The following is a 15,309-nucleotide window of genomic DNA, read 5'->3' as shown; positions in this document are numbered from 1 at the left end:
TCTCCCTACCATTGTACACTACTATCTCTTTATTTTGAAACAGATTTAACGTACTCTTGTACAAATGCTAAAGCTTCTTCGACTTGAGCTGGGTTTTTACCGCCTGCTTGTGCCATATCAGGACGGCCGCCACCGCCACCGCCGCAACGAGAGGCTACTTCTTTCACAAGCTTACCAGCATGGTAACCTTGGCTAATTAAGTCTTTCGTTACACCTGCTAGGATGTTTACTTTATCGTCATTAACAGACGCTAATACAACAACTGCTGACTCTAATTTATTTTTTAGATCATCCATCATCGTACGTAAGTTGTTCATATCTGCAACATTTACTTTCGCTGCTAATACATTCACACCATCAACTGTCATTACAGAATCAGTTAAGTTTCCAGCTTCGATATTGCTTAATTTCGCAGCAAGAGATTCATTTTCTTTTTGCAGTTGTTTCACTTCAGCAAATAGACCATCAACCCTTGTTAAAATATCTTTCGGATTTGTTTTCATTTTTCCTGCTGCTTCTTTTAATAAACCTACTTGATCGTTCATTAATTCGTATGCAGACTTACCAGTTACTGCTTCAATACGACGAGTTCCTGCACCGATACCAGACTCAGCAACGATTTTGAAAATACCGATAGAAGCTGTATTTTCAACGTGACAACCACCACAAAGCTCTAAGCTGTAATCGCCAACTTGTACAACACGTACAACATCTCCGTATTTTTCACCGAATAATGCCATTGCGCCCATTTCTTTCGCTTCTTCGATTGCTTTTTGAGAAATCTCAACATCAATACTTTCCCAAATTTTCTCGTTTACCATACGCTCAATTTTTTCTAATTCGTCAGCTTGTACTTGACCGAAGTGAGAGAAGTCAAAGCGTAGACGTTCAGAAGTTACAAGAGAACCTGCTTGGTTAACGTGTGTTCCAAGTACGTCTTTTAATGCTTGGTGTAGTAAGTGAGTTGCTGTATGATTTTTTACAACGCTACTACGGTTTTTCGTATCGATAATAGCTTTTACAGCCGCATCTTTCGTTAATGTACCTTCTTCAACAACAACTTTATGCAAGTTTTGACCGTTTGGTGCTTTTTGTACGTCTTTTACAAGAACTTTCACACCATCCGCAAGAAGGTAACCACGGTCTGCAATTTGTCCACCGCTCTCAGCATAGAATGGTGTTACATCAAGCATTAATTGTCCTTCTTCACCAGCTTGTAAACTGTCTGTGTATTCGCCGTTTTTCACAAGTGCAACAACGTTACTTTCTGTTGCAACTGTACCGTAACCAACGAACTCACTCGCTACTTTAACTTCTCCAAGTACACCGCCTTGAACTTGCATTGAGTCAACGTCTTGACGAGCAGCACGTGCACGCTCACGTTGTTTTTCCATTTCATTTTCAAAGCCTTCATGATCAACTGTCATACCAGCTTCTTCTGCATATTCTTCTGTTAATTCGATTGGGAAACCGTATGTGTCATATAGACGGAACGCATCTACTCCAGAAATAACAGTTGTTTTTTCTTCTTTTGCTTTTGTAATAACTTCAGCTAAAATCGCTTCACCATCATGAAGTGTTTCATGGAAACGCTCTTCTTCGTTTTTCACAACTTTCGCAATGAAATCTTTCTTTTCAAGTACTTCTGGATAGAAGTCTTTCATTACTTCTCCAACAACCGGTACTAATTCAAACATGAATGGACGGTTAATGTTTAATTTCTTCGAATAACGAACAGCGCGGCGTAATAAACGACGTAATACATAACCACGGCCTTCGTTAGAAGGAAGAGCACCGTCACCAACAGCAAATGTTACTGTACGGATATGGTCAGCAATTACTTTAAATGCCATATCTTTTTCTAAATCGCCATTACGGTATTTCTCACCAGAAATTGATTCTGTTGCACCAATCATCGGCATGAATAGATCTGTATCAAAGTTCGTAGGCACATCTTGAACGATAGATGTCATACGTTCTAGACCCATCCCTGTATCAATGTTTTTCTTAGGAAGTGGTGTATATGAACCATCTGGATTATGATTAAATTGAGAGAATACAAGGTTCCATACTTCTAAGTAACGCTCGTTTTCTCCGCCTGGATATAATTCTGGGTCACTAAAGTCATTACCGTAAGCTTCTCCGCGGTCATAGAAAATCTCTGTATTCGGTCCACTTGGCCCTTCACCGATATCCCAGAAGTTTTCTTCTAAACGGATAATACGCTCTTTTGGAACACCCATTTTCTCATTCCAAATTGTAAATGCTTCTTCATCTTCTGGATGGATTGTAACTGATAGTAATTCTTTATCGAATCCGATCCATTTGTCGCTCGTTAAGAATTCCCAAGCCCATGTAATTGCTTCTTCTTTGAAGTAATCACCAATTGAGAAGTTTCCTAACATTTCAAAGAATGTATGGTGACGAGCTGTTTTCCCTACGTTTTCAATATCGTTTGTACGAATTGATTTTTGAGCATTTGTAATACGTGGATTTTGTGGGATTACACGCCCATCAAAATATTTTTTTAATGTTGCTACACCACTATTAATCCATAGAAGAGATGGATCTTCATGTGGAACTAGTGATGCACTAGGTTCTACTGCATGTCCTTTTTCTTGGAAAAAGTCTAAAAACATTTGACGAATTTGTGCGCCTGTTAGTTGTTTCATTGTATTTTCCTCCTTAAATATAAAAAACTCCCGCCCCTATAAAAGGGACGAGAGTTAACTCGCGATACCACCCTAATTATGAATTGATTACAATAACAATCAATTCATCACCTCATGGTGCCGTAACGTGGCAAGACGGCAGTGATTAGCTGCTCTCAGGATTAGCTTTCTGTTACCCTTCATTTAAAGCTTCTTTCAGCCATATGGAAGCTTCTCTCTATAAATGGACTGTAACGTACTTGTTCCGTCATTGATTTAATGTATTATATGACTAAATATAATAGAATTCTCTTAAGTTTGTCAATGTAGATAATCATTTATATTGTATTAATCGCTTATTAATCATAGGTATTCTACTATTCATTCTTAACAGCCTTTTCATATATTATGCGTTTATTAATAAATTGGAATCTCCTTACAATAATAATTTATAAAATTTTCTAAATATTACTTTTTTTGCTATAATTAAATTGTTATTAACAAAATAAAGGAGCGATTACAATGACAACCTTACTTAACAAAGCTAAAAACATATTAGCGACTGACGAAACGATATTATTTTACGCAGCATGTTCATTAGACATATTTATTTATCGTTCCGTCGCAAGGCCAGGCCTATTGATTTTAACGAACAAAAGGCTATTCTTTTATGGACCAGATGTAAGTAAGAATCCAATATTTGAAGAGTACTCTTTTGCAAAAATTTCTAATCTAAAAGAACAAAAGCGTCTTTTCAACAATCAAATTGTATTTATGTATGATAATGAATGGAAAAAAATAAAACATATTCAAACAAATGATGTGAGCTCCCTCGTCCAAAAGATACACGAGCAGCTTTCTAAATAAATATATGATTAGCCCTCCATTTCTTACATAGAGGGCTTCTATACTTACACATCTTCTTTTTTCAAGAGAGGTCTCACATGAACAATGACAGTACGAATAACTGCTAAAATCGGAACCGATATTAGTAATCCTACAATACCAGCTACTTCCCCCCCAACTAGTAATGCAAGCATAATAATAACAGGATGCATACGAAGTGACTTACCAACAATGTAAGGCGATAAAATGTTACTTTCCACAAATTGCAAAATAGCAATCGTAATCCCCGCCTTAATAAGTAAACTCGTTGATACCGTTGCTGCAATCATTAACGTAGGGATTGCTCCTAAAATAGGACCAAAGTATGGGATTATATCCGTTACCCCAATAATAATACCAAGCAATAATGGATACTTCATACCGATAAACCAAAAAGAAAGAGCTGATACGCTCCCTAATACTAAGCAAACAAATAACTGCCCTCGAATATAACTTCCAAGTGACTTATCAATTTCTTTTGCAAGCATTTGCCCCGTACCTCGCCATTTACTTGGGACTAATTTCCAAAAGATATGATAAAACTCACCATAATCTTTTAATATGTAAAATACAATGAACGGTATTAAGAAAATAATGAGCAATGAATCGAGTACACCACGCGCTGTACTCATCACTTTATTTAAAAGTGCTTGAATCTTCGTTTCTACACCACCAAAAATTTGTTTCACCTTTTCATGAATAAACGACGGGAAATTCGCTGTTTGTTCTGTAACACCATCCATCCACGAATCGTACATCTTTGTAAACTGCGGAAATTGTTCATTAATCTCTTGTAACTGTTTAATAACGACTGGCGTTCCTTTATAAATTCCATAACCAATTCCACCAAAGAAAAGAATGTAAATGAGCAAAATAGCAAGTGTGCGTGGCATTCCTTCCTTATGGATTTTTTCAATTAAAGGGTGCAATAAATACGCAATAAAACAGGCGATAAGAAACGGCGTAATTGCTACTTTAAATACAAAAATAATCGGTGCCCATAGTGGCTTAATTTTTAAAAAGACGAGCAAACAAAGAAAAACAAGTAACAATAATCCTAAACGATATATCCAAATGATTTTAAGATTCTTCACATGAAAAACCTCCTCCACCTTTATTTTGAAAATAAATGGGTTAGGTTATGTGTGAAACTTTTAAAATCTTTTCATACGGACCATACTGTTTTTTAAAGACGTACATATAAATAACATAACAAGGACAACCACCCCTGAGAATACAGCATGAAATAATGTAATCAGGAGGGCTAATTATGGTTTTGTTTATGCTTGGATTATCAGCACTTTTTATGATTCTTGAATGGATTTGTATCGGCTTTGGTATTTGGAAGGGGTTCTTTATTCGTTCCTCACGTAAAGAAAAAGCGAAGCAATTATGGCAGTATGGAATACTTGGCGTTGGCTGTTACGGTCTATCTTATCTTTTCTCAGAAATTGGACTTTTTTATTTGCATATGAGTGCATAAAAAAAACTCCCTCGTCTATAAGGGAGTTTTTCACTTTATCGAAATGATTATAAGTAAGACTTAATCATCTTACGTGCTTTTTTCATATTGCGTTTTGAAAATACATCTTGCTTACGAGCATATTGATATGCTGCGGCTCCAACACCTAATGCGATTAATGAATTGCGTAGATTCAAAGTAAATCCCCCTTTTCGTTATCCGATCGTTCTTTCATTCTCATCAAATAAATCATCAAGAGAGCTTAATGAACCATCTTCCTCAACTTGATGCGTATGGATTTTCCCCTTTGAAACCGATAATTCGATATAACAATTCCAGCAATAAAATTGGTTGACACCTATTTTCCCAATGTCTTTCCCTTTGCAATTTGGACAAATGAACATATGGCTTTCATCTCCTTACAGTCTCCCAGATTCTATTCGCCATTATGTCCAAACCGCATTCATTTATACATTGCTGGAGCCTTTCAACGCTATGCGTTTGAAAGTTTCACTATATAATTTCACCTTGTTACATGAAATCATACGGTGAAATGTTTTCCACGTCCATTTCCTCGCCATTAACTGTGACCATCTGTACTTCTCCTTGTGATTCCTGCAAGCGACTAGCTAAAGTTGTTTGGCGCATTGCATCATCAAGGCGATTTACACCAGATTGGAAAGCTACTTCCTCCCCGCAAATAATAAGGAACTTCTTACTTCTTGTAATGCCCGTATAAATTAAATTACGGCGTAACATACGGTTGTAACTTTTCACAATCGGCATAATAACAATCGGAAATTCACTACCTTGTGATTTATGAATGGAACAACAATATGCATGCGTAATTTGATTTAAATCCGGCTTTGTATACGTTACCTCAATTCCATCAAATGAAACGATAATCATATCTTGTTGCTCAACGTTTTCTTTCGCATAAAACACCGAAACAATTTCTCCGATATCACCATTAAACACTTGGCTCTCCGGCTGATTAACGAGTTGCAATACTTTATCGCCTCTTCGGTATACAACATCACCGTACTGGATTTCTTTACTCTTTTCCCTTTTCGGGTTAAATACTTGTTGCAGCGCTTCGTTTAATACATTAATACCAGCAGGCCCGCGGTACATCGGTGCTAATACTTGGACATCCCTTGCACTAAAGCCTTTTGTTTTAGCATTTTCGCAAACTTTTTTCACAACCTCAACAATTTGAGCCCCTGTACAGCTAATAAACGAACGATCTTTTTTATTTTGCGCTAAATCTGGCGGGAGTGTGCCGTCTTTGATCGCATGGGCAAGTTGAATAACAGATGAGCCTTCTGCTTGACGATAAATTTCAGTAAGCTTCACTGTCGGAACTGCGCCTGCATTTAATAAATCTTTTAATACTTGTCCAGGTCCTACAGATGGCAACTGATCTTCATCACCTACAACGATAACTTGAATATTCGTCGGCAGCGACTTAAATAGCTGATTTGCAAGCCAAATATCAACCATTGAAAATTCATCGATAATAAGGAGCTTACCTTGGACAGGATCCGTTTCATTACGCTGGAAAGATCCTTCTGGCGTCCAGCCAAGTAAACGGTGAATTGTGCAAGCTGGAAGTCCTGTCGATTCACTCATCCGCTTCGCTGCTCTTCCTGTTGGAGCTGTTAATAGTATTGGAAATGGATTATCATCACTGTATTCATTAGGATTTAACGATAATCCGTGAAGAGACGCGTACATTTCAACAATTCCTTTAATAACTGTTGTTTTCCCTGTTCCTGGTCCACCTGTTAATAACATCATCGGTTTATGAAGTGCCGTTTGAATCGCTTCTTGCTGAAACGGTGCATATTGTACATTCAACTGTTCTTCAATTTCACCTAATGTTTTTAACACTTCTGCTTCAGGAAATGAAGGTGTTTCCTCTTGATTCATCAATCGACGAATAGACTTTACAACACCTTTTTCAGAGTAGAATAAAGTTGCTAAATACACTCGTTCTTCTTCTATGATGACTTTCCCTTCACTTTGCATCGTTTCAATACAACCTATAATATCTTCCTCAGTCACTCTTCCTTCTTGATTGTTTAAAAGTGACATCGTTTCTCTTACAAGTTGATCTTTCCTCATATAAACGTGACCAAGTTGCAATGAGACATTCTCTAATGTGTAAAAACATCCCGCTCGTACACGGTCGTCGTGATTACCCGATATTCCTAACGCACGCCCTATATCATCCGCTCGTCCAAAACCAATCCCGTCCACTTCTTCAATAAGTTGATACGGATTATTACGAATCACTTCTAATGTCATCTCTTTATATTGCTGGTAAATCTTAATAGAAAGTTTCGTTCCAAAACCGTAACCATTTAAAAAGCTCATTACTTTCTCTAATCCTTGATGTTCAACAATTGTCTCATATATTTCCTGAGCCTTTTGTTTGTTAACAACACCATTTAACGCCTCAGGGTCATCCATAATTTTAGAAATAGCATGTTCCCCGAGATGATCCACAATTTTTTCCGCTGTACGCTTTCCTATCCCTTTAAATAAATCACTCGCTAAATATTGCACCATACCTGCTTTTGTTTGCGGCAATTCTTTTTTAAATGTTTCAACCATATATTGTTTTCCATACTTTGGATGGTCCTTAAAGTGACCTGTCAATGTAAACACTTCATCTTCATGCATGCGGGGAAAATGACCGTTTATCATTACTTTCTTTTCGTCATACGTTTCATTCGTTTCAATGACTTTCATACTGACAACGGAATAGAGGTTTTCTTCGTTGTGGAAAATGGTATGAAGAACTTGCGCTTTTATAAATTTTTTCTCTTCCTCAAACAAATCCATTGCATGTTGATTTCCCATCTTTCCTCTCCTTTCCGATATTTTCACTTTAATGAGCAGTACATCCCCCACCTTTTTAGATGAGGGATAACTACCCATTAAACTATATTTTCATCTTATTCAGCTTCTTGCTCTAATAAACGAACGCCATTACCAGCTAAAAAGTGATCTGGCTGAATTTCAGTTGCTTTCTTAAATAAAGCGAGAGCTTTCTCGTTATTTTCTTCAAATACGTAAGCAACACCTAAATTGTAATACGCATCTGCATGCTCTTCATCCATTTCTAATACCTTTTCAAAATAAGGTTTCGCCTCTTGAATATGTTCTAGTCGTGCAAAGCAAAGTCCGCACTGGAATACAGCTTCTACATCGTTTTCATCTAATTCTGTTGCTCTTTGTAAGAATGGTAGTGCAAGACGATCATTTCCAAGCTGTACATGTGTAATACCTAACATAAATGTTACATCAGCTGATTGTAATCCAGCTTGCATGGCTTGTTCGAATACAGCTTTCGCCTCAGTAAATTGCTCTTGGCCATAATATACGTTTCCTAAGCCATAATAAGCAGCTGCAGATTTATCATCTAACTCTAATGCACGTTTATAAAATAAAATCGCTCGCTCGCTATCACCTAATACGTCTAATAAATTTGCAAAATTAATGTATCCAAGCGCATCTTTCGGATTCTCTTCAATTGCTTCTGTAAAATTTTTAGCTGCTTCTTCCCAGTTTCCTTCTTGCATATATTGAATACCTGTTTCAAGTTTGTTTGACATGTCCTTCACCTCTACAACAAATTATAACAAAGAATGTATTTTCCAAGCGAACGAAAATTCGCTTTATGTAAAAGAAACCTCTAACCGCTAATCGGCAGAGGCTTCTCATTTATCCTAAATAATCCAATTTCTTACCACTACGGTATACTTCATCAATTGTAGCACCGCCTAAGCACTCATCTCCATCATAGAACACAACTGCTTGTCCTGGTGTAATTGCACGAATTGGCTCATCACAAAGAATACGAACTGTATTTTCATCAACGATTTGAACCGTTACTTTATTGTCTTCTTGACGATAACGGAATTTCGCCGTGCACTTAAATTCTGTTTCTTTTGCTTTGTTACTTACCCATCCTACATTCGTAGCAATAACTTCATCACCATATAGAAGTTCGTTATGGAATCCTTGATCAACATATAAAATGTTTTCTTTCAAGTTTTTCCCAACAGCAAACCACGGATCACCGTTACCACCAATTCCAAGGCCATGACGTTGTCCAATTGTATAGTACATTAAACCGTCATGCTTTCCTTTCACTTCACCAGATAATGTTTGCATTACACCTGGTTGTGCTGGTAAGTAGTTACTTAAGAAATCTTTAAAGTTACGCTCACCAATGAAGCAAATACCTGTACTATCTTTCTTCGCCGCTGTCGCTAAGCCAGCTTCTTTCGCCATTTCACGAATTTGCGGTTTCTTTAATTCACCTAACGGGAACATTGTTTTTGATAATTGCTCTTGGCTTAATTGATTTAAGAAGTATGTTTGATCTTTATTGTCATCAACGCCGCGAAGCATTTTATATTCGCCGTCCATATAAGCAACGCGTGCATAATGGCCTGTTGCTACATAATCGGCACCAAGCGCAATTGCATGCTCTAAAAATGCTTTAAATTTAATTTCTTTATTACACATTACATCTGGGTTTGGTGTACGACCAGCTCGGTACTCATCTAAGAAGTAAGTAAATACTTTATCCCAGTATTGTTTTTCAAAGTTTACTGCATAATACGGAATACCAATTTGGTTACACACTTCAATTACATCATTGTAATCTTCTGTTGCTGTGCAGACACCATTCTCATCTGTATCATCCCAGTTTTTCATAAAAATTCCGATTACATCATAACCTTGCTCTTTTAATAAAAGTGCTGCTACAGATGAATCGACGCCACCGGACATTCCGATGACAACGCGTGTTTCTTGAGGTAGTTTGTTCATCATGTCACCTCCCATGCTAATTTTGTGTTAATCGCTTCACGATTTTCACTGTTTCGTACGCCGCTTTTTCAATTTGCTCTTTCGTATTTCCAAGTCCAAAACTAAAGCGTACGGATGAACGTATTTGATCGGAGTCTTTTCCAAACATCGCTACTAATACATGTGATGGATCAATCGAACCAGCTGTACAAGCAGAACCACTTGATACTGCAATGCCAGCTAGGTCTAAGTTCACAAGAAACGGTTCAATGTTCATTCCTGTAAAACTTACATTAAGCACATGCGGTAAGCGATGTTCTAAGTTTCCGTTTACCTCGAAAGTAATGCCTTCATTTTTGAAGACAGATACCATTATATCTTTAAACTCTTCATATTGGGCATTTTTTTGCTCACGAGTTTTTTCAGCTATAAGAATTGCATGCTGAAGCCCAGCAATACTAGGCACATTTTCCGTACCAGCACGGCGTTTTCTTTCTTGCTCTCCGCCTATTAATAACGGCTCAAATTTCACATTTGCACCAGCGTATAAGAACCCTACACCTTTTGGCCCATTAATTTTATGAGCTGAAATTGATAATAAATCAATACCAAACTCTTTCACGTCAATTTCTACTAAACCGTAAGCTTGTACCGCATCTGTATGGAAATAAGCTTGATGCTCTTTTAGCAGCTTTCCTATTTCCACAATTGGTTGCATTGTCCCTACTTCATTATTCCCAAACATAATAGATACAAGAATCGTCTCTTCAGTTAATGCCTTTTGTATGTCAGTAACTTGAATGCGTCCTGTTTCATCGACAGGTAAATATGTCACTTCAAACCCTTCACGCTCTAACAATTCGCACGTATGCAAAATCGCATGATGTTCAATTTGCGTCGTTATAATGTGGTTACCTTTATGACGGTTCGCACGTGCTACACCTATAAGCGCTAAATTATCAGCTTCTGTACCACCGCTCGTAAATATAATTTCATTCGGATTCGCATGAATGCTGCGTGCACACACTCGTCTCGCCTCATCTACTGTGTGACGAGTTTGACGTCCATAAAAGTGAATACTAGACGGGTTCCCGAATATTTCTGTCATATATGGAATCATCTTTTCGACCACTTCTGGGTGAGTCGGAGATGTCGCAGCATGATCTAAGTATATGCGTTCCATTAAATCTCCTTCTTTCCAAATCGTTTCACAAGGAATTAAATGTAAAACATATAGCCCCCGTGATTTTCTTCCTCATAACGTACTAAATCTTCTAACGTTGTACTATCTAACACTTCTTGCACCGCATCACGAACACGCATCCATAACTGGCGCTGTGCTGGCTCTTCTTCTTCTATCATTTCTACAACACTAATTGGTCCCTCTAATACACGGATTACATCCCCAGCTGTAATGTTAGCCGGTTGATCAGATAATACATATCCGCCATATGCCCCGCGCGTACTCTTTACAAGACGAGCGTTACGAAGTGGTGAAATTAATTGCTCTAAGTAATGCTCGGATAAGTCATGCGCCTGCGCAATTGATTTTAATGAAATTGGACCTTCACCAAACTTTTTTGCAAGATCAATCATAATTGTTAAGCCATAGCGGCCTTTTGTTGAAATCTTCATCTATTTTGCACCTCTTTTCAAATTTTCACTTCTATTGGTTATATCTTATTTATAAAAAGAACACAATTTAAAATCCTATGAAATTATAGCATAATATAGTATTATAAGAAATTTCAACTTGTGTATCAAAATGATAACATAAAATCACATTGAAAAACTCGGAAATTATTACAATTGAAAGAAAAATGAAAATATTCATCTTCATTTTTCCCATAAAACAGCATCCTATTTCAAATTCCGTAGAAAAAAATGATACGATAGAACGAGATTATATATTAAGGGAGACGGTCTAAATGAAACAACCACTCGCACATCGAATGCGCCCTACAAATATTCAAGAAATTATTGGGCAACAGCATTTAGTTGGTGAAGGAAAGATTTTATGGCGAATGGTCCAAGCAAATCATTTTCAATCTATGATTTTATACGGTCCTCCAGGTACAGGAAAAACATCCATTGCCAGTGCAATTGCAGGAAGTACCGGTACCCCGTTTCGTCTATTAAACGCTGTTACTCACAATAAAAAAGATATGGAAGTTGTCGTACAAGAAGCAAAGATGCATCGACACCTCGTTTTAATTTTAGATGAAGTTCACCGTCTAGATAAAGCAAAGCAAGACTTTCTATTACCTCACTTAGAAAGCGGACTTCTTACTTTAATTGGTGCAACGACAAGTAATCCATTCCATGCAATAAACTCCGCTATTCGAAGCAGGTGTCAAATTTTCGAATTACACGCACTAACAGAAGATGATATTTTAATTGGGTTAAAAAGAGCTTTAGAAGATAAAGAAAAAGGCCTTGGAGAATATGCTGTAACGGTAACAGATGAAGCACTACATCACTTTGCAAACGCCTCTGGTGGTGATATGCGTTCCGCTTATAACGCGCTTGAACTTGCTGTATTATCTAGCTTTACTACAGACGATCAAGCGGCTGAAATCACACTCGAGATTGCAGAAGAATGCTTACAAAAGAAGAGCTTCGTTCACGACAAAGGCGGCGATGCTCATTATGACGTATTATCAGCATTTCAAAAATCAGTGCGCGGAAGTGATGTAAATGCAGCGCTCCATTATTTAGCACGCCTTATTGAAGCAGGGGATTTACAAAGTATTGGCAGACGCCTTCTTATTATGGCTTATGAAGATATTGGACTTGCTAGCCCGCAAGCTGGACCGCGTACACTAGCTGCAATTGAATCAGCTGAACGAGTTGGATTCCCAGAAGCACGCATCCCACTTGCAAATGCCGTTATAGAGCTATGCTTATCACCAAAATCAAATTCAGCTTATAAAGCACTTGATGCTGCATTACACGATTTACGCAACGGTCAAACAGGTGACATTCCAAGCCATTTAAAAGATAGTCATTACAAAGGCGCAGAATCACTCGGAAGAGGCATTGGATATTTATATCCACACGACCATCCAAACGGCTGGGTAAGGCAACAATACTTACCTGATAAAATAAAAAACAAGCAATATTATAAACCAAAAACGACAGGAAAATTTGAGCAAGCACTTTCTACCGTTTATGAAAGATTACAAACTTCGAATAAAACGAAAAATAAAGGGTAACATAAACGAAAACGTCACCATTATGGAGGCTTCGCTTATGAAAACACGTCAAGATGCATGGACAAAAGAAGATGATCTCCTTTTAGCAGAAACTGTTTTGCGACATATTCGCAGCGGAAGCACACAAATAAAAGCGTTTGATGAAGTCGGCGACGCTTTAAATCGCACTTCCGCAGCTTGTGGTTTTAGATGGAATGCTGAAGTAAGACCGAATTACGAAGATGCGGTGCAGCTTGCAAAAAAACAACGTAAAGAATTAAAACGTTCTGAAGCTAATATAGAAAAAGATCGGTTCACAAAAACGAAGCAACTGGTAATTGACGCCGATTTTTCAGAAGATATTACGCCAAGTAAACAAGATCTTACAATGCAAAATGTCATCTCATTTTTACAAAATTTAGAACATAAAAATCCTTCACTTGCAAAGTTGCAAACTGAAAATGATGTATTACAAGCTCAGCTCATTTCTCTGCAAAAAACAAATCATGAACTTGAAACGAAATTAGCGGTACTCACAAAAAAACAACAAGCAATCGAAGAAGATTACGCGATGCTTGTTCGAATTATGGATCGCGCTCGAAAACTTGTTTCGGTTGAAGAACAAGAAGAACAGATTGCTCCCATTTTCAAGACAGATCAAAATGGAAATTTAGATATTATATATTCTGCAGAGAATTAACAAACAAGGATGTCACTTTTTTAACTAAGTGACATCCTTGTTTGTTTTCGGTGAACCATATATATACATGTTGGTAAATGAATTTATATCAACGATTTTTCGAATATATCTATCGTAACTTGCAATATATCAACGGTTTTTCGAATATATCTATCACAACTTGCAATATATCAACGATTTTTCAAATATATCTATCACAACTTGCAATATATCAACGATTCAATAAAGGAGATCGATTTAACGACAAAGATTGACAATAACATTCCTCCCTGTCATACAAGGAAACTCCTAAAACAGATTGGATAATTTTTACTAAAATGTTATTATAAACATATACCTTTAAAGGGAGATGGTTGCTATTTCATTAATAATCTTCAAAATAACTCTTGGCTTTCTCGTCCTGACTTTAGCTCTTTTCACCATTAACAGTCTAAAAAAGACATCCGCCTATAAATCAGATAAATATGATTATTACTTACTAACCTTACTTACATTTGAACTAGTAGTGATGCAAATATCCATATTTCTTTAATACATATAAAAAAGCATATATCCAAAATGGATATATGCTTTTCTTTTATTCTTGCCCTACACGTTTCACTTCTACATTTTTAATACGTTCACGTACAACGTGACTTGCCATAATTAAGCCTGCCACAGATGGTACGAATGCATTTGAAGAAGGGGGTAATTTCGCTTTACGAATTTTTGCATTCTCGTCTGGTACGATTTCTTTACGTACTTCTTCACGAATTACGATTGGGTTTTCGTCAGAGAAGACAACTTTTACACCTTTTTTAATACCCTCTTTACGAAGCTTCGTACGAATTACTTTCGCAATCGGATCTGTATGTGTTTTAGAAATGTCCGCAATACGGAAACGAGTTGGGTCCATTTTATTTGCTGCACCCATACATGAGATAATTTTAATTTTACGACGTAAACATTGTTTAATTAAATGGATTTTGAACGTAATCGTATCAGATGCATCCACTACGAAATCTAAACCGTGTTTAAAGAACTCTTCATATGTTTCATCTGTATAAAACATTTCTAGTCCAATTACTTCACATTCCGGATTAATGTCTGCAATACGCTCTTTCATTAATTCTACTTTTGAACGTCCTACAGTAGATACTAAAGCGTGAATTTGACGGTTTACGTTTGTAATATCTACAACGTCTTTATCAACTAATACGAGACGTCCTACTCCAGAACGCGCTAACGCTTCAGCTGAAAATGACCCTACGCCGCCAATTCCTAAAATACCGACTGTACTATTTTTTAATATTTCAAGTCCTTCTTTACCGAAGGCTAATTCATTACGTGAAAATTGATGTAACATTCAGCTCTACACTCCTATTACAAAAATGGTCTACCATGTATTCTAGCGTTTTTCCGACTATTTGTATAGAAAAAGTTATAGAATTCCTAAAAATACATATTTCGAGAATGAAAACATAGACCAGAATTTTACTTCTTCCTAAATACACGTTTAAAAAAGAGGATTTAAAGAACCGAGCAGATCGAGGCGCTTATGCCAGGAGGAGCGCAGTGTAGCTTTAACTACTCGAGAACCGGACTTTTTAA

The 15,309-nt window shown here is 37.0% G+C and carries 14 protein-coding genes and 1 other annotated feature; of the genes, 4 read left to right on the top strand and 10 right to left on the bottom strand.

Annotated features, from left to right (window positions below; genetic code table 11):
• Positions 1 to 29 precede the first annotated feature (29 nt).
• Positions 30 to 2,672 (bottom strand): alanine--tRNA ligase, encoded by a 2,643-nt coding sequence (alaS, locus tag RT27_RS28210; protein ID WP_043938433.1) that lies wholly within the window; start codon positions 2,670 to 2,672, stop codon positions 30 to 32.
• 40 nt (positions 2,673 to 2,712) lie between these two features.
• Positions 2,713 to 2,932, bottom strand: a binding site (T-box leader).
• Between the two features lie 241 nt (positions 2,933 to 3,173).
• On the opposite strand from alaS, the gene RT27_RS28205 reads away from it, so the two are divergent.
• Positions 3,174 to 3,518 carry a PH domain-containing protein gene (locus RT27_RS28205; RefSeq protein WP_000209466.1) on the top strand — a complete coding sequence of 115 codons (345 nt, stop codon included), beginning with the start codon at positions 3,174 to 3,176 and terminating at the stop codon, positions 3,516 to 3,518.
• 44 nt (positions 3,519 to 3,562) lie between these two features.
• Here the strand turns inward: RT27_RS28205 and RT27_RS28200 are convergent, their stop codons facing one another.
• Positions 3,563 to 4,630 (bottom strand): AI-2E family transporter, encoded by a 1,068-nt coding sequence (locus tag RT27_RS28200; protein WP_043938432.1) that lies wholly within the window; start codon positions 4,628 to 4,630, stop codon positions 3,563 to 3,565.
• A 176-nt stretch (positions 4,631 to 4,806) separates the two neighbouring features.
• Between RT27_RS28200 and RT27_RS28195 the strand changes: the two genes are divergently transcribed.
• Positions 4,807 to 5,019 carry a hypothetical protein gene (locus RT27_RS28195; RefSeq protein ID WP_000242539.1) on the top strand — a complete coding sequence of 71 codons (213 nt, stop codon included), beginning with the start codon at positions 4,807 to 4,809 and terminating at the stop codon, positions 5,017 to 5,019.
• A 47-nt stretch (positions 5,020 to 5,066) separates the two neighbouring features.
• Here RT27_RS28195 and RT27_RS28190 read toward each other — a convergent pair whose 3' ends face one another.
• The 7 genes from RT27_RS28190 to RT27_RS28160 form a co-directional block, all read right to left on the bottom strand.
• Positions 5,067 to 5,195 (bottom strand): YrzQ family protein, encoded by a 129-nt coding sequence (locus tag RT27_RS28190; RefSeq protein WP_001053553.1) that lies wholly within the window; start codon positions 5,193 to 5,195, stop codon positions 5,067 to 5,069.
• Positions 5,196 to 5,213: 18 nt separating this feature from the next.
• A complete protein-coding gene (locus tag RT27_RS28185) occupies positions 5,214 to 5,402 on the bottom strand; it encodes a hypothetical protein (RefSeq protein WP_000469281.1) in 189 nt (62 codons plus the stop codon).
• Positions 5,403 to 5,529: 127 nt separating this feature from the next.
• Positions 5,530 to 7,866 carry an ATP-dependent RecD-like DNA helicase gene (locus tag RT27_RS28180; protein ID WP_000528080.1) on the bottom strand — a complete coding sequence of 779 codons (2,337 nt, stop codon included), beginning with the start codon at positions 7,864 to 7,866 and terminating at the stop codon, positions 5,530 to 5,532.
• Between the two features lie 95 nt (positions 7,867 to 7,961).
• Positions 7,962 to 8,621, bottom strand: coding sequence for a tetratricopeptide repeat protein (locus RT27_RS28175; RefSeq protein ID WP_000066406.1), 660 nt, complete (start codon positions 8,619 to 8,621; stop codon positions 7,962 to 7,964).
• Between the two features lie 109 nt (positions 8,622 to 8,730).
• The gene (mnmA, locus tag RT27_RS28170) at positions 8,731 to 9,846 is read right to left on the bottom strand and encodes a tRNA 2-thiouridine(34) synthase MnmA (protein WP_016080213.1); all 1,116 of its coding nucleotides are present in this window, start codon (positions 9,844 to 9,846) and stop codon (positions 8,731 to 8,733) included.
• A gap of 16 nt (positions 9,847 to 9,862) precedes the next feature.
• Positions 9,863 to 11,008, bottom strand: coding sequence for a cysteine desulfurase family protein (locus tag RT27_RS28165; protein ID WP_016080212.1), 1,146 nt, complete (start codon positions 11,006 to 11,008; stop codon positions 9,863 to 9,865).
• Positions 11,009 to 11,043: 35 nt separating this feature from the next.
• A complete protein-coding gene (locus RT27_RS28160) occupies positions 11,044 to 11,460 on the bottom strand; it encodes an Rrf2 family transcriptional regulator (RefSeq protein ID WP_000704116.1) in 417 nt (138 codons plus the stop codon).
• Between the two features lie 293 nt (positions 11,461 to 11,753).
• On the opposite strand from RT27_RS28160, the gene RT27_RS28155 reads away from it, so the two are divergent.
• Together RT27_RS28155 and RT27_RS28150 are read left to right on the top strand one after the other, a co-directional pair.
• The gene (locus tag RT27_RS28155) at positions 11,754 to 13,040 is read left to right on the top strand and encodes a replication-associated recombination protein A (protein WP_000812919.1); all 1,287 of its coding nucleotides are present in this window, start codon (positions 11,754 to 11,756) and stop codon (positions 13,038 to 13,040) included.
• Positions 13,041 to 13,077: 37 nt separating this feature from the next.
• Positions 13,078 to 13,719 (top strand): RsfA family transcriptional regulator, encoded by a 642-nt coding sequence (locus tag RT27_RS28150; RefSeq protein WP_029443348.1) that lies wholly within the window; start codon positions 13,078 to 13,080, stop codon positions 13,717 to 13,719.
• A 577-nt stretch (positions 13,720 to 14,296) separates the two neighbouring features.
• Here the strand turns inward: RT27_RS28150 and RT27_RS28145 are convergent.
• On the bottom strand, positions 14,297 to 15,064 hold the full coding sequence (locus RT27_RS28145; RefSeq protein WP_000903182.1) for a tRNA threonylcarbamoyladenosine dehydratase: 768 nt from the start codon (positions 15,062 to 15,064) through the stop codon (positions 14,297 to 14,299).
• Positions 15,065 to 15,309: the final 245 nt, after the last annotated feature.

The organism is Bacillus sp. L_1B0_5 (genome assembly GCF_000836715.1).
GTDB classification, from domain to species: Bacteria; Bacillota; Bacilli; order Bacillales; family Bacillaceae_G; genus Bacillus_A; species Bacillus_A thuringiensis_S.
The sequence above is the reverse complement of the archived record's forward strand: the minus strand, read 5'-3'. Positions and strand labels throughout refer to the sequence as shown.

Coding starts and splice junctions, on each gene's coding strand:
- alaS (WP_043938433.1), bottom strand. CDS start 2,672: ATGAAACAACTAACAGGCGCACAAATTCGTCAAATGTTTTTAGACTTT.
- RT27_RS28205 (WP_000209466.1), top strand. CDS start 3,174: ATGACAACCTTACTTAACAAAGCTAAAAACATATTAGCGACTGACGAA.
- RT27_RS28195 (WP_000242539.1), top strand. CDS start 4,807: ATGGTTTTGTTTATGCTTGGATTATCAGCACTTTTTATGATTCTTGAA.
- RT27_RS28185 (WP_000469281.1), bottom strand. CDS start 5,402: ATGTTCATTTGTCCAAATTGCAAAGGGAAAGACATTGGGAAAATAGGT.
- RT27_RS28180 (WP_000528080.1), bottom strand. CDS start 7,866: ATGGGAAATCAACATGCAATGGATTTGTTTGAGGAAGAGAAAAAATTT.
- RT27_RS28175 (WP_000066406.1), bottom strand. CDS start 8,621: ATGTCAAACAAACTTGAAACAGGTATTCAATATATGCAAGAAGGAAAC.
- mnmA (WP_016080213.1), bottom strand. CDS start 9,846: ATGAACAAACTACCTCAAGAAACACGCGTTGTCATCGGAATGTCCGGT.
- RT27_RS28165 (WP_016080212.1), bottom strand. CDS start 11,008: ATGGAACGCATATACTTAGATCATGCTGCGACATCTCCGACTCACCCA.
- RT27_RS28160 (WP_000704116.1), bottom strand. CDS start 11,460: ATGAAGATTTCAACAAAAGGCCGCTATGGCTTAACAATTATGATTGAT.
- RT27_RS28155 (WP_000812919.1), top strand. CDS start 11,754: ATGAAACAACCACTCGCACATCGAATGCGCCCTACAAATATTCAAGAA.
- RT27_RS28150 (WP_029443348.1), top strand. CDS start 13,078: ATGAAAACACGTCAAGATGCATGGACAAAAGAAGATGATCTCCTTTTA.
- RT27_RS28145 (WP_000903182.1), bottom strand. CDS start 15,064: ATGTTACATCAATTTTCACGTAATGAATTAGCCTTCGGTAAAGAAGGA.